This window comes from Pseudomonas sp. PSPC3-2, assembly GCF_049897085.1.
Classification (GTDB): domain Bacteria; phylum Pseudomonadota; class Gammaproteobacteria; order Pseudomonadales; family Pseudomonadaceae; genus Aquipseudomonas; species Aquipseudomonas paraveronii.
In genome coordinates, this window is sequence record NZ_JAFCVO010000009.1 from 148,445 (window position 1) to 169,817 (window position 21,373).

The 21,373-nt window shown below is 59.8% G+C and carries 23 protein-coding genes; 8 read left to right on the forward strand and 15 right to left on the reverse strand.

The genetic code is table 11. From position 1 onward, the window contains the following. Nucleotides 1–11: 11 nt before the first annotated feature. The 5 genes from aqpZ to ACP7CJ_RS16720 all read right to left on the reverse strand — a co-directional run bounded on the left by aqpZ (nucleotide 12) and on the right by ACP7CJ_RS16720 (nucleotide 5,118). Nucleotides 12–713: an aquaporin Z gene (aqpZ, locus tag ACP7CJ_RS16700; RefSeq protein ID WP_276194280.1), complete on the reverse strand. Its 702-nt coding sequence runs from the start codon at nucleotides 711–713 to the stop codon at nucleotides 12–14. A gap of 180 nt (nucleotides 714–893) precedes the next feature. After that, nucleotides 894–2,726 carry an ABC transporter ATP-binding protein gene (locus tag ACP7CJ_RS16705; protein ID WP_276194278.1) on the reverse strand — a complete coding sequence of 611 codons (1,833 nt, stop codon included), beginning with the start codon at nucleotides 2,724–2,726 and terminating at the stop codon, nucleotides 894–896. An 83-nt stretch (nucleotides 2,727–2,809) separates the two neighbouring features. Then, nucleotides 2,810–3,373, reverse strand: coding sequence for a peptidylprolyl isomerase (locus tag ACP7CJ_RS16710; RefSeq protein WP_253397827.1), 564 nt, complete (start codon nucleotides 3,371–3,373; stop codon nucleotides 2,810–2,812). Between the two features lie 3 nt (nucleotides 3,374–3,376). Further along, nucleotides 3,377–4,180: an alpha/beta fold hydrolase gene (locus ACP7CJ_RS16715; RefSeq protein ID WP_426100068.1), complete on the reverse strand. Its 804-nt coding sequence runs from the start codon at nucleotides 4,178–4,180 to the stop codon at nucleotides 3,377–3,379. 14 nt (nucleotides 4,181–4,194) lie between these two features. Continuing rightward, nucleotides 4,195–5,118 carry a LysR family transcriptional regulator gene (locus tag ACP7CJ_RS16720; RefSeq protein ID WP_253397824.1) on the reverse strand — a complete coding sequence of 308 codons (924 nt, stop codon included), beginning with the start codon at nucleotides 5,116–5,118 and terminating at the stop codon, nucleotides 4,195–4,197. Nucleotides 5,119–5,167: 49 nt separating this feature from the next. Here ACP7CJ_RS16720 and ACP7CJ_RS16725 point away from each other — a divergent pair, with 49 nt between their 5' ends. The 4 genes from ACP7CJ_RS16725 (at nucleotide 5,168) to ACP7CJ_RS16740 (ending at nucleotide 7,796) form a co-directional block, all read left to right on the forward strand. Then, a complete protein-coding gene (locus ACP7CJ_RS16725; RefSeq protein ID WP_426100067.1) occupies nucleotides 5,168–5,482 on the forward strand; it encodes a 3-phosphoglycerate kinase in 315 nt (104 codons plus the stop codon). Between the two features lie 151 nt (nucleotides 5,483–5,633). Next, on the forward strand, nucleotides 5,634–6,233 hold the full coding sequence (locus tag ACP7CJ_RS16730) for an FMN-dependent NADH-azoreductase (protein WP_276194276.1): 600 nt from the start codon (nucleotides 5,634–5,636) through the stop codon (nucleotides 6,231–6,233). Between the two features lie 202 nt (nucleotides 6,234–6,435). Then, a complete protein-coding gene (locus ACP7CJ_RS16735) occupies nucleotides 6,436–7,311 on the forward strand; it encodes a carboxylate/amino acid/amine transporter (RefSeq protein ID WP_426100066.1) in 876 nt (291 codons plus the stop codon). A 68-nt stretch (nucleotides 7,312–7,379) separates the two neighbouring features. Further along, on the forward strand, nucleotides 7,380–7,796 hold the full coding sequence (locus ACP7CJ_RS16740) for an Lrp/AsnC family transcriptional regulator (RefSeq protein WP_247397381.1): 417 nt from the start codon (nucleotides 7,380–7,382) through the stop codon (nucleotides 7,794–7,796). 37 nt (nucleotides 7,797–7,833) lie between these two features. Here ACP7CJ_RS16740 and ACP7CJ_RS16745 read toward each other — a convergent pair whose 3' ends face one another. The 6 genes from ACP7CJ_RS16745 to ACP7CJ_RS16770 all read right to left on the reverse strand — a co-directional run bounded on the left by ACP7CJ_RS16745 (nucleotide 7,834) and on the right by ACP7CJ_RS16770 (nucleotide 14,206). Continuing rightward, nucleotides 7,834–8,511 carry a phenylalanine--tRNA ligase beta subunit-related protein gene (locus tag ACP7CJ_RS16745; protein ID WP_426100065.1) on the reverse strand — a complete coding sequence of 226 codons (678 nt, stop codon included), beginning with the start codon at nucleotides 8,509–8,511 and terminating at the stop codon, nucleotides 7,834–7,836. A gap of 4 nt (nucleotides 8,512–8,515) precedes the next feature. Next, nucleotides 8,516–9,733, reverse strand: coding sequence for an ATP-grasp domain-containing protein (locus ACP7CJ_RS16750; protein ID WP_276194275.1), 1,218 nt, complete (start codon nucleotides 9,731–9,733; stop codon nucleotides 8,516–8,518). 11 nt (nucleotides 9,734–9,744) lie between these two features. Continuing rightward, a complete protein-coding gene (locus tag ACP7CJ_RS16755; RefSeq protein ID WP_276194274.1) occupies nucleotides 9,745–10,926 on the reverse strand; it encodes an MFS transporter in 1,182 nt (393 codons plus the stop codon). An 8-nt stretch (nucleotides 10,927–10,934) separates the two neighbouring features. Continuing rightward, nucleotides 10,935–11,249 (reverse strand): Rieske 2Fe-2S domain-containing protein, encoded by a 315-nt coding sequence (locus ACP7CJ_RS16760; protein WP_247397386.1) that lies wholly within the window; start codon nucleotides 11,247–11,249, stop codon nucleotides 10,935–10,937. A gap of 12 nt (nucleotides 11,250–11,261) precedes the next feature. Next, the gene (locus ACP7CJ_RS16765; protein WP_276194272.1) at nucleotides 11,262–12,359 is read right to left on the reverse strand and encodes an iron-containing redox enzyme family protein; all 1,098 of its coding nucleotides are present in this window, start codon (nucleotides 12,357–12,359) and stop codon (nucleotides 11,262–11,264) included. A 557-nt stretch (nucleotides 12,360–12,916) separates the two neighbouring features. Beyond that, nucleotides 12,917–14,206: a mechanosensitive ion channel family protein gene (locus ACP7CJ_RS16770; RefSeq protein ID WP_276194271.1), complete on the reverse strand. Its 1,290-nt coding sequence runs from the start codon at nucleotides 14,204–14,206 to the stop codon at nucleotides 12,917–12,919. 193 nt (nucleotides 14,207–14,399) lie between these two features. On the opposite strand from ACP7CJ_RS16770, the gene ACP7CJ_RS16775 reads away from it, so the two are divergent. Further along, nucleotides 14,400–15,746: a DEAD/DEAH box helicase gene (locus ACP7CJ_RS16775; protein WP_276194270.1), complete on the forward strand. Its 1,347-nt coding sequence runs from the start codon at nucleotides 14,400–14,402 to the stop codon at nucleotides 15,744–15,746. A 211-nt stretch (nucleotides 15,747–15,957) separates the two neighbouring features. Next, nucleotides 15,958–16,347 carry a transcriptional regulator gene (locus ACP7CJ_RS16780; protein WP_247397393.1) on the forward strand — a complete coding sequence of 130 codons (390 nt, stop codon included), beginning with the start codon at nucleotides 15,958–15,960 and terminating at the stop codon, nucleotides 16,345–16,347. A 32-nt stretch (nucleotides 16,348–16,379) separates the two neighbouring features. Here the strand turns inward: ACP7CJ_RS16780 and ACP7CJ_RS16785 are convergent, their stop codons facing one another. The 3 genes from ACP7CJ_RS16785 to ACP7CJ_RS16795 form a co-directional block, all read right to left on the reverse strand. Next, entirely contained in the window at nucleotides 16,380–17,246 is an 867-nt protein-coding gene (locus tag ACP7CJ_RS16785; protein WP_426100064.1) for a DUF6279 family lipoprotein, read from the reverse strand. Nucleotides 17,247–17,312: 66 nt separating this feature from the next. After that, nucleotides 17,313–18,035, reverse strand: coding sequence for a TorF family putative porin (locus ACP7CJ_RS16790; protein ID WP_276194268.1), 723 nt, complete (start codon nucleotides 18,033–18,035; stop codon nucleotides 17,313–17,315). Between the two features lie 210 nt (nucleotides 18,036–18,245). Further along, nucleotides 18,246–18,425, reverse strand: a complete 180-nt coding sequence (locus ACP7CJ_RS16795) for a hypothetical protein (RefSeq protein ID WP_003193095.1) — start codon at nucleotides 18,423–18,425, stop codon at nucleotides 18,246–18,248. Nucleotides 18,426–18,747: 322 nt separating this feature from the next. On the opposite strand from ACP7CJ_RS16795, the gene ACP7CJ_RS16800 reads away from it, so the two are divergent. Both ACP7CJ_RS16800 and ACP7CJ_RS16805 read left to right on the forward strand, forming a co-directional pair. After that, a complete protein-coding gene (locus ACP7CJ_RS16800; RefSeq protein ID WP_028617391.1) occupies nucleotides 18,748–19,584 on the forward strand; it encodes a CvfB family protein in 837 nt (278 codons plus the stop codon). Between the two features lie 51 nt (nucleotides 19,585–19,635). Then, nucleotides 19,636–20,034 (forward strand): DUF2177 family protein, encoded by a 399-nt coding sequence (locus tag ACP7CJ_RS16805; RefSeq protein WP_276194267.1) that lies wholly within the window; start codon nucleotides 19,636–19,638, stop codon nucleotides 20,032–20,034. Nucleotides 20,035–20,138: 104 nt separating this feature from the next. On the opposite strand, the gene ACP7CJ_RS16810 is transcribed toward ACP7CJ_RS16805, so the two are convergent. Next, nucleotides 20,139–21,356 (reverse strand): YbfB/YjiJ family MFS transporter, encoded by a 1,218-nt coding sequence (locus ACP7CJ_RS16810; RefSeq protein WP_426100063.1) that lies wholly within the window; start codon nucleotides 21,354–21,356, stop codon nucleotides 20,139–20,141. Nucleotides 21,357–21,373: the final 17 nt, after the last annotated feature.

The window sequence follows — 21,373 nt, forward strand, 5'->3', positions numbered from 1 at the left end:
CCCGTTTTGCTTCAGGCCGGCTCCTCCTTGCCCAGCCATCGATAGGCCATGCCGCCGATCACCGCGCCAAGGATCGGCGCGAGCCAGAACATCCACAATTGCTGGATCGCCCACCCGCCCACGATCAGCGCCGGCCCCGTACTGCGGGCCGGGTTGACCGAGGTGTTGGTCACGGGAATCGAGATCAGGTGGATCAAGGTCAGCGCCAGGCCGATGGCGATGGGTGCGAGGCCCTTCGGGGCACGGTGGTCGGTGGCGCCGAGGATGATCAGCACGAACATCGCTGTCATCACCAGCTCACAGACGAACCCCGCCGCCAATGAATAACCGCCAGGCGAATGCTCGCCATAGCCGTTGGACGCCAAGCCTGACGCCAGTTCGAACCCCGGTTTGCCGCTGGCGATCACATACAACAGCGCAGCCGCGACAGTGCCACCAATGACCTGGGCCACGATGTACGCCGGCAACTCCCTGGCCGGAAACCTGCCGCCCACGACCAACCCCACCGATACCGCCGGGTTGAGGTGACAACCGCTGATGTGCCCGATGGCGACTGCCATGGTCAGCACCGTGAGCCCGAAGGCCAGGGCCACCCCCAACAACCCGATGCCGACTGCGGGAAACGCTGCGGCCAACACCGCACTCCCGCAGCCGCCCAACACCAGCCAAAACGTACCTAAACCCTCTGTGACTGAACGCTTGAACAAAGACATGCCACACGTCCTTGATAGATCGCTCTACCGAATCAGTAAATCAGTGATGCTCCCTGCAGATTTACTTCAGCGCCCGTCTGGGCACTGCACTGATTACAGCAGGGTTGTGGCACAAATCCAGGCCACCCATGTGGGAGGGGGCTTGCTCCCACATGTTGAGTTGCGTAGGGCCGGCAGTTTTCAGTCGATGCCGACAAAACCTCCGGTCTGGTGCTGCCATAGCCGCGCATACAACCCGCCGTGGGCGAGCAGCTCGGCATGGCTGCCCGTCTCGGCGATCTGGCCTTTCTCCAGCACCACCAGGCGGTCCATCCGCGCGATGGTCGACAACCGGTGCGCAATCGCAATCACCGTCTTGCCTTGCATCAGGGTTTCCAGGCTTTCCTGGATCGCCGCTTCGACTTCCGAGTCCAGCGCCGAGGTGGCTTCGTCCATGATCAGGATCGGCGCATCCTTGAGCAGCACCCGCGCGATAGCGATGCGCTGGCGTTGCCCGCCCGACAGTTTGACCCCGCGCTCGCCCACATGGGCATCCAGCCCGGTGCGGCCTTCGGCGTCTGACAGCAGCGGGATGAACTCATCGGCACGCGCCTTGTGTATGGCTGCCCAGAGTTCTTCGTCGCTGGCGTCCGGCTTGCCATACAGCAGGTTTTCGCGGATCGAGCGGTGCAGCAGCGAGGTGTCCTGGGTGATCATGCCGATCTGTTCGCGCAGGGTTTCCTGGGCGACCTCGGCGATGTTCTGGCCATCGATCAGGATGCGCCCGCCTTGCAGGTCGTATAGGCGCAACAGCAGGTTGACCAGGGTCGATTTGCCCGCGCCGGAGGGGCCGATCAGGCCGATTTTTTCACCGGCCTTGATGTTCAGGTTCAGGCCGCCAATGATCCCGCTCTTCTTGCCGTAGTGGAAATCCACCTGCTCGAAGCGCACTTCGCCATGGGGTACGGTTAGGCGTGGAGCGTTGTCGCGGTCGACCACGGCCAGCGGCTGGGCGATGGTTTTCAGGCCGTCCTGCACCATGCCGATGTTTTCGAAAATGCCATTGACCACCCACATGATCCAACCGGACATGTTGACGATGCGAATCACCAGGCCGGTCGCCAGGGCAATTGCGCCCACGGAAATCAGCGAGTGGGTCCACAGCCACAGGGCCAGGCCGGTGGTGGTGACGATCAGCAGGCCGTTCATGGTAGTGATCACCACGTCCATGCTGGTCACCACACGGCTGGCCAACTGGGTTTTTTCGGTCTGCTCGATGATCGCTTCCTTGGCGTATTCCTGCTCGGACTGGGTATGGGCGAACAGCTTCAAGGTGGTGATGTTGGTGTAGCCATCGACGATGCGCCCCATCAACTTGGAGCGTGCCTCGGAGGAAATCACCGAACGCTCTTTCACCCGTGGCACGAAGTAGCCCAATGCCAGGCTGTAGCAGACGATCCAGCTCACCAACGGGATCATCAGGCGCCAGTCGGCCTCGGCAAACAGCACCAGGGAACTGATGGCGTAGATCGCCACGTGCCAGATCGCATCCACGGCCGCCACGGCGGAGTCGCGCAGGGAGTTGCCGGTTTGCATGATGCGCTGGGCGATACGCCCGGCGAAGTCGTTCTGGAAGAAATTCAGGCTCTGCTTGAGCACGTAGCTGTGGTTCTGCCAACGGATCAGGCTGGTCATGCCGGGGCTGATGGTCTGGTGGACCAGCAAGTCATGCAGGGCGCCGAAGATCGGACGCAGCAGCAGGGCGACCACGGCCATCCAGATCAGCTCGGTGCTGTGAACCTGGAAGAAATTCGCCGGTGGTGTGCCCTGGGCCAGGTCGATGATGCGGCTCAGGTAGCTGAACAGCGCGACTTCGATCAGTGCGCCGATCAGGCCCACCACCAACAGTGCGGCAAAACACGGCCACACCTGACGCAAGTAGTAGAGGTAGAAGGGCAGGACTTTGTCGGGAGGGGCGGCGCTGGGCGCGTCGCGGAAAATATCGATCAGTTGTTCGAAACGACGATAGAGCATTAGGGTTGACGCCCGCCCGGCGGGCTCTCCTGTTCAAATGCGCACGGCGCCTTGTGAGCGCCGCGCGAAACTACCTGCAGACCTCAGTCGATGCGCTTGGCCGACTTGATCAGGACAGGATCGATGGGCACGTTTTGCATGCCTTGTTTGGTGGTGGTCTGCGAGTTGACGATGATGTCGACGACGTCCATGCCCTTGACCACTTTGGCGAACACGGCATAACCGGCATCGCGACCTGGGTCGAGGAAGGCGTTGTCCGCGACGTTGATGAAGAATTGGCTGGTGGCCGAATCCGGGTTCGAGGTGCGGGCCATCGACAGCGTGCCACGCACGTTATGCAGGCCATTGCTGGCTTCGTTCTTGATCGGTGGATTGGTGTCTTTTTGCGCCATCTGCGTGGTGAACCCGCCGCCCTGGACCATGAAGCCCGGGATCACACGGTGGAAAATCGTGTTGGTGTAGAAACCCTTGTCGACGTAGGCCAGGAAGTTCTTGGTACTGATCGGCGCCTTGACCGGGTCCAGTTCGATTTCAATGTCGCCGTTGGTGGTGGAGATCAATACGTGGGGCGCCTTGGCAGGCTCGGCCGCCATCAGGTTGGCAGCGAACAGCACGGAACCGGCAAAGAAGGCGATTTTTTTCAGCATGGGTCAGTGATCCTGGGTAGTGGTTTCGACTGTCTTTAGAAAATCGAGAAGGGTAGCGTTAAAGACTTCGGGTTGATCTAAGGGCGTGGCGTGGCGGGAATCTTCGATCACCACCAGCCGCGCATCGGGCAGCAGTTTTACATAGATTTCTTTCTGCGCCACTGGGGTGTAGTCGTGGTCGGCGCTGATGACCAGGGTTGGACAGGTAATTCTGCAAAGTTGTTCCTGCACGCCCCAGCCCACAATCGCATCGAGGCTGGCGAGATAAGCACGTTTGTCGTTTGTTGCCCAGCGCTCGGCCATCTTGCGGCGCAGGTCGGCTTGCTGCGGTTTGGGAAACAGCCGGTCGCCCAGGGCCTTGCCGATGGTGCCCAGGCTGAGGACGCGCGCCAGGGTCCAGCGCTTGGCCCATTGCCAGTAATCGTCGGCGCTGCGCACCTTGACCTCGGGCGCGCTGTTGACGATGCACAGGCTCTTGACCCGCGCCGGTTCGTCCACCGCCAGTTGAAACGCGATCATGCCGCCCATGGACAAGCCCACCACATGGGCGGGAGGCAGGTCCAGGTGTTCGATCAGGGCGATTAGGTCGAAGGTGAAACCTTTGATGCTGTAGCGCTCCCGGGGTTTGTCCGAGCGCCCGTGGCCGCGCACATCCACCACGATCAGCCGGTAATGCCTGGCCAGCACCGGAATCTGCAGTTCCCAATCCTGGCTGCTGGAGCCCAGGCCGTGGATCAAAATCAGTGGGGCGCCGTGGCCATATTCCTCGTAATGCAGGCTGCACCCTTCATGTTCGAACCAGGCCATGCATGAACTCCGTTTCAGGCTTGCTGCGGGGCGGCGAAAGGCGCATCCAGGGGCGCGGTGTCAAATGTGCGTAGCAGTTCCACGAGGATCTGCGTCGCCGGCCCCAGGGGTTTGTCCTTGTTCGAGTACAGGTAGAACGTGGGGTGGCGGCTGCCGCCCTGTTCCAAGGGTAGCTGCTTGAGCACGCCCTCGGCGAGTTCGCGCTCGATCATGTGCCGGGGCAACCAGGCAAAGCCCAGGCCGCTGCCGACGAAACTGCTGGCCGTGGCGAGGCTGCCGACGGTCCAGCGCTGTTCCGCGCCGAGCCAGCCGACATCGCGCGGCTGTTGGCGCCCGGAGTCGCGGATCACCACTTGCATCTGGCTTTCCAGGTCCTGGAAGCTCAGTTCGCGGTTCATACGGTGCAGGGCATGCTCTGGATGAGCGACGGCGACAAATTCCACGTTGCTCATCTCCGTGCCGAGGTAACCGGGGATGCTGAAGCCGCTGATCGCCAGGTCGGCCACGCCTTCGATCAACAGCTCTTCAACGCCCGACAGCACCTCCTCGCGCAGGCGCACGCGACAGCCACGGCTCTGCGGCATAAAGGCGGTCAGGGCGCGCACCAGGCGCGCATTCGGGTAGGCGGCATCGACCACCAGGCGCACCTCGGCTTCCCAGCCTTGTTCCATATGATGGGCGAGGTCTTCGAGTTGGCTGGCGTTTTTCACCAACTGCCGGGAACGGCGCAACAGCACTTCGCCGGCGTCGGTGAGCACGGCCTTACGCCCGTCGATGCGCAGCAGCGGCACCCCGAGCTGGTCTTGCATGCGGGCCACGGTGTAGCTCACCGAGGACTGTGAACGGTGCAGCGCTTCGGCCGCCTGGGCGAAGCCGCCATGGTCGACCACGGCTTGCAATGTGCGCCATTGATCGAGGGTAACGCGGGGCGCTTTCAAGATGAGCTCCTCTTGTCCTAAGCTGGCGGTCCTTATTGGAGACTGCCGAATGAGAAAATTGTGTTGTGTGTTGCTGGCACTGCTGCCGTTAAGCGCGTTTGCCTACCCGATCGACGTGACAAAAAAAATCGACGGCGTGAGCGTGGATTACACCGCGTCCGACGTGGACGGTGACATCAGTTCGATCCAACTGAACAACTACGGGACCAACGACGCGGTGTGTTCCGTCGCCTTCACCAATGGGCCGGAAGCGCCACGTCGCCGTACTGTTAGCGTGCCGGCGGGCAAGAGCACCAACACCACCGCCAAGTTCAACCGCGCAATCATCAAGATGCGTATCGCCCTGGCCTGTGCCCCGAAATAAAGCAGCAGCGGAGCATGTCTACAGGAATACTCCGCTTATAAACAAATTTCTAGATGGGTTGTAGCAGTTTTTTGCGCTTTTTTATCGAATTGGCCCTGGTTAATCTTTTCTCCATCGACTTACAGCAATCACAGATGGAGCCTACGCAGCCATGTCCAACGTTCTGATCATCGAAAGCAGCGCCCGCCAGCAGGATTCGATCTCCCGCCAACTGACTCGGCAGTTCATCAGCCAGTGGCAGGCGGCTCACCCGGCGGATCAGATCAGCGTGCGCGACGTGGCGCTCAACCCGCTCCCACACCTGGACGCCAACCTGCTCGGCGGCTGGATGAAACCGGCGGATCAGCGCAACGCCCGCGAGCAGGCATCTCTGGATCGCTCCAACGCATTGACCGACGAATTGCTCGCCGCCGACGTGCTAGTGATGGCGGCGCCGATGTACAACTTCGCTATCCCCAGCACCCTCAAAGCCTGGCTGGATCATGTGTTGCGCGCGGGTGTGACCTTCAAGTACACCGCCACCGGCCCCCAGGGTTTGTTGATCGGTAAGCGGGCCATCGTGCTCACCGCCCGTGGCGGGATTCACACCGGCGCGAGCTCCGATCACCAGGAACCTTACCTGCGTCAGGTGATGGCGTTTATCGGGATTCATGACGTGACGTTCATTCACGCCGAAGGGGTGAACCTGAGTGGGGACTTCCAGGAAAAAGGCATCAACCACGCCAAGGCGTTGCTGGCGCAGGTCGCGTGATCCTTTAATCGTCAGATAATCGCGGGGTGTTTATATCTCCCCACGCAAACCCTTCAAGTACGCGTAAGAACCTCCCTTTGCACTTGTTGCTCCTGAGTGCTCCTGCCCGACTGCCGCTCTAGCGAGGTCGGGTTTTTTTTGCCCCGAGTTTCGTGAACCGCCGAAAACCTTTAATGTCCCGCCCATTCGATACGAGGCGCGCATGGGCTACTTACTGGTTGTCACCCTGATACAGGCATTTTCCTTCAGCTTGATCGGCGAATACCTTGCCGGTCACGTCGACAGCTACTTCGCGGTGCTGGTGCGCGTGCTGTTGGCCGGGCTGGTGTTCATTCCGCTGACGCGCTGGCGCTCGGTGGAGCCGACCTTCATGCGCGGCATGCTGGTCATTGGTGCGCTGCAATTCGGTGTGACCTACGTTTGCCTGTACCTGAGCTTTCGCGTGCTGACGGTGCCGGAGGTGCTGCTGTTCACCATCCTTACGCCGTTGCATGTGACCCTGATCGAAGACGCCCTCAACCGGCGCTTCAACCCCTGGGCACTGGTCGCCGCCCTAGTCGCGGTGGCGGGCGCGGCGCTCATCCGCTTCGATCAAATCACCCCGCACTTCCTCATGGGCTTCCTGCTGCTGCAACTGGCCAACTTCACCTACGCCGCCGGGCAAGTGATGTACAAGCATCTGGTGGCGCGCTACCCCAGTGATCTGCCGCACTACCGGCGTTTCGGCTACTTCTACCTCGGCGCGTTGCTGGTGGTGTTGCCGGCGTTCCTGGTGTTCGGCAAGGCCGATTTCCTGCCCGAAGCGCCGCTGCAGTGGGGTGTGCTGGTGTACCTCGGGCTGGTCAGCACGGCCCTGGGCATGTACTGGTGGAACAAGGGCGCGTGCCTGGTCAACGGCGGCACCCTGGCGGTGATGAACAACCTGCACGTGCCGGTGGGGCTGCTATTGAACCTGTTGATCTGGAACCAGCACGAGCCCCTGGGCCGCCTGGCGCTGGGCGGCTTGGTGATTCTGGGCGCGGTGTGGATCAGTCGGTTGGGCATAAAACCCGAAGCAGGCGTACAGTCTGCGGGGTGATAGGCCCTGGGCATGCGTGAGCGGGAATGAAAGTCTGTTATCGAAGAGAAAAGTGTGGGGGCGGCAGAGTGGACAAGGTTGACGAACAGATAATTGCTGCCTTGAAGGACGACTCCCGGGTCAGCCTGGCGCAGTTGGCGCGACAAGTTCACAAGTCTCGAACCGCCGTCGAATCGCGGGTTCAAAAACTGATCGAAAAGGGCATTATCCTCGGCTTCACCATCAACGTCGCTGAAGATGAAGAAGCCCAGCAGTCGGCGTTTCTGATGCTCATGCTCAATGGCAGCAACTGTCACCTGGTGTTTCCGAAGATCTACCAGTTCCGCGAAGTGGTTCAGGCTTACTCGCTGTTCGGCGACGTCGACATGATGCTCGAGGTCAAATACCGCAACTTCGAAGAGCTGATGGTGTTCAAGGACAACCTGCTGAAGATCGAGCATGTGCGCGAGGTGGTGGTCAACCCGGTACTCAAGGCCTGGCGCTAGCCGCTGCTGTTTCGGCAACGGCTACGCGGCATCAGCCTCAGGCGTGATCGTGTACGGTCTCGAGAAAGTGATGACTCAAGGCCGGCATTCGCTGGCGCAGGGTGTCGACGAACTCTTCAATGACGGCCTGGTTGAAGGCAAACGTCGTGTCGTCGTGCCCCAGCACCACCACCAGCAGGCTGGACGAGTCCTTCGTCAGCCTGAAGTCATGGGCGTCGGCGTCGACCTTGCCGATGCTCGCCAGGGGCACGTCACCGCAGGTATAGACGATGTCGCCCGCCGGAATCGTAATGTCCTTCTTGGCGAACAATGGTCGGAAAGCCCTGGGGGCCTGCGAGCGCATGACATAAATATCATCCTGCTGATGATAGGTGTGTACGCCGATGCTGACCCCATGCCGGATCGCCACGGCGTTATAGGCATCGACGATGTTGTTGATGGGGTGGACGCCTTTGGCGATGAAACGCCGCAACAGTTTCTCGTTGGCGCTGACGGTGTTTTCGTAGCCGAGTTTTTTGAGTTGCTTGGCAAAGCCCTCGTAAATGACGTTGGAGTCCAGTTCGTTGAGGTGGGACGCAACGTGATTGAGGTTGCTTTGCAGGACACTGACGAAGCTCTGGTCGTCCGACACGGTAATGTCTTCGATAACCGCTGCGCACGCATTGTTGATGCCCAGATCACTGGCTGACTTTCGGATGATCAAACGACTTTTCATTGCCTTAACACCACAGTTTTTTACGTAGATTGGCGGTACTGATGTCCAGTTGCGGCGCCGAAAGGTGTTGCAGCCAGAACAGCCCCGGACAGGTGGCGAAGTCGATCGTGATCGGCGTGGTATCGCCGGCGTCGATGAAGTAGCGGTGGCCGCAATACGCCTCGTCCTCCATCACGCTCTGCAAGGCCTGCGACGAGGGTGCGGCGAAGGTGCGTTGTTCATCGGAGCAGAAGAACCCGATCCGGCCGTGGCTGATCTGGCTGACCGCATCCGTGCGGGGGCGTGGGCGGCCGAGGTAGCTGTCGATGGCCAGCGACAGCAAGTCGGGGTGGTACACCTGTTGAAACAACAGCGGTGCGATGCCGCCATGCAAGCGGCCGCCGGCTTCAATCATCACCGGGCCGTCTGCAGACCAGATGATTTCCATATGAATCGGGCCGACCTCGATGCTCAGCGCCGCAGCGGCCTGGCGGGCATAGTCGTTCAGCGGCTGCAGTTCCTCGGCGCGGGGATCGAGGGTGTCCAGGCTTTCGTAGACAAACATGCTGCCGTTTTTCTGGACCTTGGTGTATCTGCACACCGAGGCAATGATGTACACGCCGTCAAAGGCGACCATATCCACGACATATTCCGGGCCCGAGACGAACGGCTGCACGATGAAGCCGAGGTTGATTTCCCCCAGGTCGTTTTTGCGCTGCCAGGCCGCATTGTTCAAGGCAGTTTCGACGCCAGCCCGGCCTTGGGCAAACACCACGCCTTCGGTGGCGGCGGAATTGAGCGGCTTGACTACATAGGTGGCGGTGTCTTTCAGCGTGGCAACCACCTCTGCAATGCGCGTTGGCGAGCTCAGCAGTTGCGATTCAATGTTCGCCAGCCCGTGTTTTTTCAGGGCATGCTGCATCGAGAACTTGTTGCGACGCAGGTCGCTGGTGATGCGGCTATTGCCGGGAATACGCAGGACTTCGGTGAGGTAGTCGGTCAGGTAGATCGCGGTTTCGCAACCCGCGATCACGGCGCTCAGCGACAGCAGTTCGAGGATCTCCAGCAAACCCTCTTCCCAGTTGTAGACCGCGTCGAAGTTTTCTCTGATCAGGTCATCGGTGAAATGCTTGGGCAAGCTGTCGGTGGACATCACGGCAATGCACCTTACGCCCTGAGCCTTGAGCAAGGGCGCGTAGAGTTTGCCTGTGGAGAACGGGTCAACGATCAGTACGGTTTCCAAAGCAGGTACTCCTATTCGGTGGTGGCGGTGGCCGCGACGGCAGGGGTGAGGTTCCACGCCAGTACGGCAGCAGCCAACAGCGCGGCGGAGACGATCATCAGCACGCGCGCACCTTCGAGCCCGAGGAAGGCTGCGGTGGTGAAGAACGTCAGGATCATCGGCGCCGAGCCACTGACCAGCAGGTAGTAGAGCGAGCTTTTGGCGGCGATCACGTCGGCGATCCGTGCGTTGGGCGCCGACTCGATCAGGGTTTTACGCAATTGGATGCGCAGGCTGTTGATGCAGAAACCCAGCAGGAAGGCGGCGCCCATCATCACGTAGAGGTTATGGAAATAGACGATTGCTACGTCGGCCAGTATCACCAGCAGGATCGCGCTGTAGCTGTTGAGCTTGATCCGTGGCAGCACTGCGGCGCTGAAGGCACCCAGGCCCGCCAGGCCGCTGGCGACGCCAAACAGGGTGGCGTTCCATTCGTTGAGTTTCTGGAAAACGATGGGCACCAGGCTGTTGAAGGCGCCGATATGGAAGCCGATCATGCTCAACACGATGATCAGGATGTACAGGTTGCGCGGCAGGTGCAGGGGCTGCGCCGTGTGGCCGTCGGCGGCCTGCTCGGGGGTATCGGCGACGGGGGTTGGCGCCACAAAAAGAATCGCCGCCAATGACAGGATCGCCCCCAGGCTGATGATCTGCAGGGTCTGGTTGACGCTGAACACATCCACAATCACGCCGCCCAGCAGCGCACCGCCGAAGGCCCCGATCTGGATGGAGGTTTGCATCAAGCGCGCCGAGGTGTCGCTGTTGGTCAGCCCGGCCAGCACCAGCTTGGTGTTTTTCGATTCCAGGGTACTGATGGTGAAGTAGTCGGTGACCCCCACCACGAAGGCAATCGCCAGGAAGCCGATCGGCAACAGCGCCGCGTCGGTAAACGACAGCCCCAGCACGGCGGCGAACGCGGTCAGGCGAATGTACAACAGTCGTTTCATGCTCAGTTCAATGGTGAAGAACTTGCCGATGTACTGTTCGCACAAATACGGCACCACGGTCGCCACGCATAAGGTGGCGCCCACCAGGAACGTCGAGCCGGTAGTCTCCAGGCCGAACCAGACCATGGCGATCACAATCGCCATGTCCAGGCCGGTGAAGAGGGTCACGATCGAATAAAACGCAGCAAGGGTCGATTTATTATTCATGGGCACCATCAGTCGTAACGAGAGAGTTTAAGGAGAGGCACGCATCGCTCGGTGTCACCGATGACGGTACTGATCTGGTTTCTGACGCGAACGGTGGGCAGCGACTTCTTTTCCAGGTTGCAGACCTTGTAGGCGTTGTCGTGCCAGGGGCAGATCACGCTTTGCCCGTCACCCGTCACTTCCCCCATGTGCAGCGGGCCGCCGCGATGGGGGCAGGCTGTCGGCAGCAGTTGAGTCGAATGCGCATGACGCTTGAGAAAGTAGGTTTTCCCGTCCACCGCCACATAGTGGGTATGGCTGAGGTTCAGGCTGATGGCTTTCATGGGGCGGCGTCCTCACATGGCCGTGACGGTGTAAGTGCAGGAGGGGCTGACGATGCAGGTGCCATGCAGCATGCCCTTGGGAATCACCACGCCTTCCCCGGCCTTGAGCCGCACGGTCAGTTCGGGGCTGGCGACAAAATCCAGCTCGCCGGATTCGACCCAGAACAGTTCGTCATTGGGGTGGGTGTGCAGCACCGAAAGCTCGTGTTCAGGCTCGGTGATCGTCAGGTCCACCGGCTTGCGGCCATGGAGGGCGCGGGCGTTGGCACGGTGTTCATCCATCTCGTCATGCCACTTGATATGGGCATAAAGCTCATCGTCGGCGATGTCCTGCAGTAACCGGAACTCCTCAAAACCGCGGATAAGGTCGGGGATGATCGCGTTGCCGAACTGTTTGATCATCGGCAGGATCAGGCGTTGCAGGGCCATTCTTCCGTGATGCACATCGATGTGTGAGTGCTCGTCGAAGTATTCGGTGGAGACCGTGCCGTTGAAGATCGTCTTGATCGCGCGTGACTGATGCTGGGTGGTCAGGGCCAGTGTGGCTTCGGTGTAGTACATGGCGCCGATATAGCGGAACAGCTCGCCATGGTTGGCCGACACGTAGTGGAAGTAGTTGGTGAGCGACAGCGAGGCGGGGGTATAGAACTGCCAGTAGTGATGCACGTGATGGGACATGTCCATGTCCTTGAGCATGTCTTCAAAAATGGTGCTGTGCTTCTTCTTGTCGATGCCGTAACCGTATTCGTCGATCAGGATCTTGAACAGTTCGCTGGTGTACACGCCGCCGTTACCCAGCACATTGCGCGCCATGGCCGAGGCTTCACTGAGGAAGTCGCCGGCGCATTGCGTCATGAAAAACCGCGCAGCACGTTCGGGATGGCGGCTGGTGGTCAGGACTTCATGGAGCTTGGAGTCGGACCGGGCCACATCGTCCAATACCTTGTCGGTGTGGGCGACAAAGGAGTCTAGGCACCAGGGACCGTTGATGTGAACCTCTTCCTTGAGCCAGTTGTAGAGGTATTGCTCCAGTAGCGGACGAATCTTTTTACCGGACGCGGCATGCTGCGGATCATAAAAATTCTTGAATGCCTTGAGATCCAGTGCCATGGGCGGCTTGGGTAAAAAGACCAAGTCTTGTTCATAGATGTTCAATAATAAGCGTTGCGCCAAAAGATGCTGGCTGTGTGAAAGTTGGTCGCTTGTCAGGCGGGTGCTGATAATTGCATCGGTCACGTCCTGCGGCCTTGAAGGTCGCTGGTAAGGGCTGTCGGTATAAAAGTCGCGAGGTTGAGAGAAGCCAGTTGCACTGCAGTAGTGAGTCAGTGCTTCCGCATCCGAACTTAATAAAAAGTGTGCCACATCATCTGAAAGCTTAGTTGTCCATAACATAAGTAATGCCTTCTCACAGAGTTGTTCGATGGCCAGATGCTATAGCTTTGGTTTTTCTAAAAACAGATTAAAAATCGGGCGCCTGGATAGTGAAAATCACTAAATGTATAGGTGAAGTTTTCTTTGTTGTTGCGTGGGTTTGATTTTGCGGCGTGGGCAACTAAACATGTTCGTCAGCTATTTGCCGGGCAGGCTTGGCCTGTAGCGCAAGGCCTGATTTAGCGCGGGGGGATTCAACAGGCGAGGGGCAAGGGAGCCCCTCACCGTGCGCTTTGTCAGTTCTCCGGGGCTTGCGCGGCGGTGGTGTTCTGCGTCATTGCAAACAGCCCGCTGCGCAGGTCAGTGCCGCTCGGCTGTTGGTACAGGCTCAAGCCGAATTCCGGCAGCACCGCCAGCAGGTAATCGAAGATATCCCCTTGAATCCGCTCGTAATCCGACCACGCCGTGGTGCGGGTGAAACAGTAGATTTCCAGCGGTACGCCCTGGGCGGTGGTTTGCATCTGACGCACCATGCAGGTCATGTTCGGCTGGATATCCGGGTGGCTTTTCAGATAGGCCAGGGCATACGCGCGGAAGGTGCCGAGGTTGGTCATGCGCCGGCGATTGGCCGACAACTGCGCGCTTTGGCCCTGGGCTTCATTCCAGGCCTTGAGCTCGGCCTGCTTGCGGCTGATGTAGTCGGTGAGCAGGTGGACCTGGCTCATGCGCGCCTCTTCATCGTCGCGCAGGAAGCGCACGGCGCTGGCGTCGATGAACAGGCTGCGCTTGATCCGACGCCCGCCGGACGCCTGCATGCCGCGCCAGTTCTTGAACGACTCGGACATCAGGCGCCAGGTCGGAATCGAGACGATGGTCTTGTCGAAGTTCTGCACCTTGACCGTATGCAGGGTGATGTCCACCACGTCACCGTCGGCGCCGACCTGGGGCATTTCGATCCAGTCGCCAACCCGCAGCATGTCGTTGCTGGTCAACTGCACGCTGGCGACGAACGACAGCAGGGTGTCCTTGTACACCAACAAGATCACCGCCGACATCGCACCCAGGCCGGACAGCAGCAACAGCGGTGAGCGGTCGATCAGGGTGGCGACGATGATGATCGCGCCAAACACGAACAGCACCATCTTCGCCAACTGCACATAACCCTTGATCGAGCGGGTACGCGCGTGTTCGGTGCGCGCATAGATGTCGAGCAGGGCGTTGAGCAGTGCGCTCATGGCCAGCACCATGAACAGAATGGTGAACGCCAACGCCACGTTGCCGATAAACAGGGTCGCGGTCTTGCTCAGGTCCGGCACCAGGTACAGGCCGAACTGGATCACCAGCGACGGCGTCATCTGCGCCAGGCGGTGGAAGACTTTGTTGTGGCGCAGGTCATTGAGCCAGTGCAGGGACGGTTGCCGTCCGAGCAATTTGACCGCATGCAGGATGAGGTAACGCGCCGCCCGTCCGAGCAACAGGGCCACCACCAGTAGCACCAGCAAGCCCAGGCTGGAATGCAGCAGGGGATGTTCGTCGAGGGCGCTCCAAAGGTCTTTGACGTTGAGCCAGAGCTGTTTGATATCCATGGGTGAAACCGATTCTTCTGTAAGACAAGACCGTGCGATTAGAGCATCTAAGTGCCGCAACATTGGCGTTACAGACAAACGCCTTAACAAAAAAACAGCTGATTGACGCTGTTCGCGTAAAGAAACTCGGTTTGGACGCCCGAAACCGTTACCCTATGCAGCTGATATTTTGTATTTCTTCGAGGTAGCACCCGTGTTTTCCCAATTCGCCCTGCACGAACGCCTGCTCAAAGCCGTGGCCGAGCTTAAATTTGTCGAGCCTACGCCTGTGCAGGCAGCGGCCATCCCGCTCGCGCTCGAAGGGCGTGACCTGCGGGTGACGGCTCAAACCGGGAGTGGCAAGACCGCCGCTTTCGTTCTGCCGATTCTTAACCGCCTGATCGGCCCGGCTAAAGTGCGCGTCAGCATCAAGACCCTGATCCTGCTGCCGACTCGCGAGCTGGCCCAGCAGACCCTGAAGGAAGTGGAACGTTTCTCACAGTTCACCTTCATCAAGTCCGGCCTGATCACCGGCGGCGAAGACTTCAAGGTCCAGGCCGCCATGCTGCGCAAGGTGCCGGACATCCTCATCGCCACCCCGGGCCGCATGATCGAGCAACTCAACGCCGGCAACCTCGACCTCAAGGAGGTCGAAGTGCTGGTGCTCGACGAGGCCGACCGCATGCTCGACATGGGCTTTGCCGATGACGTGCAGCGCCTGGTGGCTGAATGTGTGAATCGCCAGCAGACCATGCTGTTCTCCGCCACCACCGGCGGTTCGACCCTGCGCGACATGGTTGCCAAGGTCCTGAACAACCCCGAGCACCTGCAGGTCAACAACGTCAGCGACCTGAACGCGACCACGCGCCAGCAGATCATCACCGCTGACCACAACGTCCACAAAGAGCAGATCCTCAACTGGCTGTTGGCCAACGAGACCTATCAGAAGGCCATCGTGTTCACCAACACCCGGGCTGCGGCCGATCGTATCTACGGTCGCCTGGTGGCGCAGGACTACAAGGCGTTCGTCCTGCACGGCGAGAAAGACCAGAAGGACCGCAAGCTGGCGATCGACCGTCTCAAGCAAGGCGGGGTGAAGATCCTGGTCGCCACCGACGTCGCCGCGCGCGGCCTGGACGTCGATGGTCTGGACATGGTCATCAACTTCGACATGCCCCGCAGCGGTGATGAATACGTACACCGTATCGGCCGCACCGGGCGTGCCGGCAACGATGGCCTGGCGATCTCATTGATCTGCCACGGTGACTGGAACTTGATGTCGAGCATCGAGCGCTACCTCAAGCAGTCGTTCGAGCGCCGCACCATCAAGGAAGTCAAAGGTACCTACACCGGGCCGAAGAAGGTCAAGGCGTCGGGCAAGGCCGTGGGCGTGAAGAAGAAAAAAGTCGACGCCAAGGGCGACAAGAAAAAGGCCGGCGCCAAGTCGCCGACCAAGCGCAAGATCGCCAACCGGCCGAAGACCGACAACCTGTCGTTGGTCAGCAAGGACGGCATGGCGCCACTCAAGCGTCGCAAGCCGGAAGCGCCGGCTGCCGAATAAGCCTGGGCCGCAATAAAAAAACCGGACGTTGTCCGGTTTTTTATTGCCCTCGGGTTTTGCATTGGTCGCAGCTTCTTTCCGCTCAGGTGAGGCGGCGAACGTCTGGAAAGTTCAGCGCAATGACACCTGTCCATTCGGCTGAACGGCCAGTGACGTCGCGTGTCACACCTCTAGACGGGTTACTTTCCTTTGGCCCGCAGGAGGAATCAGGATGACGACTTACAACTGGGATCTGATCGAGCGTCTGCTGCATGAAGTGCAGAATGGCGAGGGCAGCTTTGCCCCGCGCAAATACGCCGAGGAGGAAGCCGCTGATAAGGCCACGGCGGGCGAGTCCACCGGCAATCTGGATGCGCTGAAAAAGACCGCTGCGGATTACGAGGCGCTGTTGTTCAAGCGCGGGTTTATCGAGTCGCGGCCAGAGGACGAGGGTGGCAGTGGTGAGAACTTTGTTTTGACGCCGCGAGGTGCCCAATTGCTGGCCTTGATAGACAGCTCAATACCGGGCAACGCTCACCCACGTCAGGTGCTGGATGAGCAGGCGGATGCGCTGGAACCGGTGACGTTCGACGCTGTGGCGTCGAAGGCGGCGATTGCCTGAAGAGCATGTGGGAGCAGTCTTGCTCCCACGTTCTAGTCAGCGGCGGCTTTTAGACATTTGAGCGCCTTGAGATCGCTGCGCACGCCCTCGATTTTGTGCGTCAGCTTCTGGCGTTGTTGTACGCTGCTTTGCGCCATTAGATCCACGATCAGGCTGCGCGCTGCTGTTTCTGTCTGGGCATAGGCCTCCCGATATTCCGGGGTCCATAGGCCTTCTCGGTCCACCAACAATTGTTGCATTTTTTGCGCAAAGTCAGCGTCGTGGCGTTGTTGCACTGCGTCGATGAACTGCCCCTGCCAGCGGGCGCGGTTGTCGAGCCACTGCTGGTTCTGTTCACCCAGCTCTGCGGACCAGGCCGTCACGCGTTGCTGCTGGCTTGCGCTGAGCGGCCCGATCCATGTATCGAGGCGCTTGCTCATACGCTCGGCCCGCTCCTGGACCTGTTGCGGCAGGGGCGGTTTGAGGTATTCGTCCTGGCGCTTGCGCAGGTCTTTGGCCAAGGCGTCGTTCATGTCCTTGACCTGCTGGTCGTCCAGCCCGCGCAGCAAGTGGACCGCCGACGGGGTGATCGCGCGCGCGATCTCGTTAACCGCCTGTTTGGCTTCGCCGGTACGGCTCTGCAAGGCGTTGTCGCTGACCTGATGGTTGTCGACCATTTGTTGCAGGCGGTCTAACCAGTCCAGATAGCCCGGTAACTGCGTGGTGCAATGCCAGGCCAGGTGTTGCTGGAGTGTGTCGTTGAACCAGCGCTTCTGCCCGGCGTTCATGGCCAGGTAGTCACTTAGGGTCCACGGGATGATCACGTCGAGATTGCGGTAGGCCAAACCCACGCGGTTGCAGCCGCCAAGCGCCAGGCTCGCGATTACGAATACCAGCAGAAATGTGAGCCGATGCAACATGGGCAGGTCCTTGCGCAGAGGGGGTTGATGCATGTGAACCCGCGCTGGGTGCGACAGTTCAGCCCATCAATAAAACGTCCGCGCGGCCTTCAGGGTCAACAGCCCATCGCATTGCGAATTGTGTCCGGAGTAGGCCGAGCAGTCGCCGCCATTGAGGCTGGAGTCGCTGTAGATCAGGTCAAGGTCAACGCCCATCCACGCCCTCGAGAATTGCACCGACCAGTCGCTGAAGCTGCGAATCGAGCCGCTGTCCACCGACACCGGGCTACCCAGTTGGTGCGTCGTGTACTTCATGCTGACGCCGATGCCGAAAGGCTGCGTGCCGCCAAGGTCGGCGAATAGCGTGCTGTCCTGGCGGTCGGGGTCATTGCTGAAAGACGCGCCGAAGCGATTGCCCAGCAGGTTCAGGCCGCCGTAGAACTCCTGGCTGTCGAGGAGGCTGAGCGAGGGGTAGCTGTAGTGGATCAGTCCTACTTCGTAGCCCAGCGTCTGGTCGAAGGGGTGCTTGAAACCCATGTATGAGTCGACTTCGAGGTTGCTCGCCGAAGACAGGCCCATATTCGGCGAAAACTGGCCGAAATACAGGCCGCTGTTGTGGCTCAGGTCGAGGCCGCCGTGGAAGGCGTCGCTGCCCGGCGAGGTGGGCTTGACCAGGCCCTGGGCCATGCTGCGGCTGGGCGTGGTGCCCAATTTCAGATCGAAGTCGCCCAATTCGCGCTGGAAAATTTGCGCTTCGGCCAGTGGGCTCGCGGCGAGGGCGCTGAGCAGGAAAATAATCGGTTTGAGCATGCTTCACTCCATGAAAAGCGAGGAGCAGTAACGAAAGAAATCAGGCGGATGCCCATGCTAGACGCGTGCAAGCATACCGGCGAATACCAGATGCTGAGGCCCGTTCGTCGATTTTGTGGAGCAGGGGGTGAAGCAAGAGGGTGTTTCGGACTCTAGTCCTAGCGCCTTGCTGGCAAGACGCTTAGGGACCAGGTGTATTGCGCCGTCAGCTTACTTCTTGCCCAGGCTGATCTGCTTGGACGGGCCGAAAGTCTGGCCGCTCACGCCCTTGGCAATCTGCTGGATTTCGCCACCGGACTTGAGGAACGCAGCGATCTGGCTGTTGATCGACTCGCTGGTTTCGACGGCGGGAGCTGGCTTTGCTTTGCTATTGGATGCTTTTACGCGCATGGCGGCCACTAACCTGTAGAAAATTAACTTGGCCAGGCATCGTACAGGAAATGCTTGACAATTGCTTGGTAAATATCCCCTGGTATTTACAGTGATGGCTGAAACACGCAAAGTTTGTCGTCGAAATAAGCCCCTAACTTGCTGTTTTAACTCGAAACCACGCGGCCTGCCGGGTGCAGCAAGCGCTGCAAAATTCAGCCGACTGATCAGACGAGCGGGGCGCAGCCAGTAGAACGCCATGCAAGCCCGCGATTTTTCAAGCGCGCGCGCGTGCCGGGCGCAACTCGGGTAGAATGCCGCCCACGCAATGAGGGTATTGGAAATGGCTTTAGTCGGGCGCTACAACAGCTTGCAAGTGGTTAAACACACTAACTTTGGTTTGTACCTGGATGGTGCGCAAGACGGTGAAATCCTCTTGCCTAATCGGTATATCCCCAAAGATATTCCCAGTGAAGATGAAGACTGGCTTAACGTATTCATTTACTTGGACAGCGATGACAAACTTATCGCCACCACTGAAAAACCCAAAGTTCAAGTCGGCGAATTCGCTAGTTTGAAAGTCGTCGAAGTCAACAGCATTGGTGTTTTCCTCGATTGGGGTTTGCCCAAGGATCTGTTGCTGCCGTATTCGGAAGAAAAACGTCAATTGACCGCTGGCGAATATTGCGTGGTGCATGTCTACCTCGACAAGCACACCAAGCGCATCACCGCGACCGCGCGTCTTGACCGTTACCTCGATAAGACGCCCGCCAACTACCAGGTGGGCCAGGAAGTCGACCTGCTGGTGGCCGAGGCCACGGACATGGGCTTCAAGGCGATCATCAACAACAAGCACTGGGGCCTGATCCACAAGAACGAAGTGTTCAAGTTCCTGCGCCCGGGCAAGGAAGAGAAAGGCTTTATCAAGGAAATCCGCGCCGACGGCAATATCAGCCTGAGCCTGCAACCGGTCGGTCAGGAAGCGGCCTCCAGCCTCAACTCGAAGATCCTCGCCAAGCTGCGTGAAAACAACGGTAGCTTGCCGGTCAGCGATAAAAGCGACCCGGCAGTGATCAGCAACTTGTTCGGCGTTAGCAAAGGCAACTTCAAGAAAGCCATTGGTGCGCTCTACAAGCAGGGCCAGATTGTGATTCACGCGGATCGTATTGAACTAAGCTAAGTGCGGTTTGCTCTTCTGTAGGAGCAAATCGCTCCTACAGAGGCTGTGCCGATGCCCCGCAAATCCTTGTTCGCTTACCTCGGCACCTTGCTCGCCTTTCTGGTGTTCGACGGCCTCTGGCTCGGTGTCCTCATGGGGCCGACCTACAAAACCCTGTTGGGCCCGCTGATGCTCGAGCAGCCGCGGCTGTTGCCTGCCATGCTGTTCTATCTGCTCTATGTCCTCGGTTGCGTGGTGTTGGTGATCTTGCCCAGCGGCACTTGGCTGCGCGCGGCGCGCCTGGGGGCTTTGTTCGGTCTGGTGGCCTACGGCACGTATGACCTGAGCAACTGGGCCACGCTGCAAGGTTGGTCGGCGGGGCTGGCGCTCATGGACATGGCCTGGGGCACGTTTCTCAGCGCTGTTTGTTGCACGGTTGGCCATCTGTGTGCGCAACGGGCGTGCAAGTGATTGTGTACAGAATTTAGGCGCGCACCGTTGCTGAGCCTAATACAACACCTTTGCCTTCTGCGGGCCGTTGTTCGGGATTCTGCTGGTGGACTTCTACGCCGGGTTTACCGGCTGTTTCCTGGGTGGGCTGTTTTTGCTGGTGCTCGCTCGACGCGAACAAGCTCGCGTGTCAACGCCGGTGATTGCTGGGTGACCGTCGTAGCGTGGCGCAGCAACACCGCGCCCGCCAATAACAGCCCGCAACCGGCAATCACCAGCGCCGGTTGCAGGCCGTCGCTCAGATGGCTGCTCACCGATGCGAGCAACGGGCCGCTCAGTTGGCCGATCGCGAAGCAGGCAGTCAGCACCCCGGTGCTGCGCTGATAGCCGTGCGGCGCCACCTCCCGCAAGCGCGCCATCACCAACTGCATACACGCCAGAAAAGGCCCGCCGCACAGCAACACGCCCAGCGCCAGACCCCAGCCGTTGCCCAGCAAGCAGGCAAACACGCCCGCCGCTTGCAGCCATAGGGTTGTCATCAGCCAGCGACGGGTTGTGTTCGCGGCCTTGCGGCGCAGGCTCGCCACGACCACACCGAGCGCAGCCGCCAGGCCAAAGCATGGCCAGAACAGGTCTGCCTGCCAGGCGCCCTTGAACTGCGCGCTGGCCATCTGTGACAGAAAGGTCGCCGGAATGATGTAGCCAAGGCCGAACAGAAAATAAATCCCGCCCAGGTGCGCGATGCTCGCATTGCTGTCCGCGCCGCTGATGGGCGCGTCAGTGAGGCTCGGTCGAGGCAGGAAAGGCAGGATCGCCAGCAGCATCAGCAGCGCCACCCCGCCGTAGACCAGCCACAGCGTCGCGGAGCTTTGCCCCAGCAGGTTCGAGCCTAGCGCCAGCAGGCCGGTCAATAGAATCCCCAGGCCCGGCCCGGCAAACACCAGGGCGCCCAAGCGTGGCTGCCCTGCGGCAATCGCCAGCGGTTGGCTGAGGCTGGTGATCATCACCAGTGCCCAGGCGCTGGCCACGCCGGTGCCGAAGCGCAACAGCAGGTGCGGCCAGAACCCATGGGCCCAGTACGACGCCAGGGTCAGCAGCACGCACAACCACAACCCGCCGTACAAACGGGCGCGCACATGCTGATGGCTGCGGGCAAAAATCGAATCCACCGCACCGACGAAGTAGCCCAGGTAGTTGGCGGCAGCGATTAGCCCGGCACCTGTCAGATCGATCTGTCCTTCGCTCAGCAAATGCGGCATTTGCGGGGTGAGGGCGAAGCGGCCAATGCCCATGGCCATCATCAAGGCGATAAAGCTGGCGAGGAGGCGAATCAAGGGGGACATGTTCAAGGTTTCCTGCG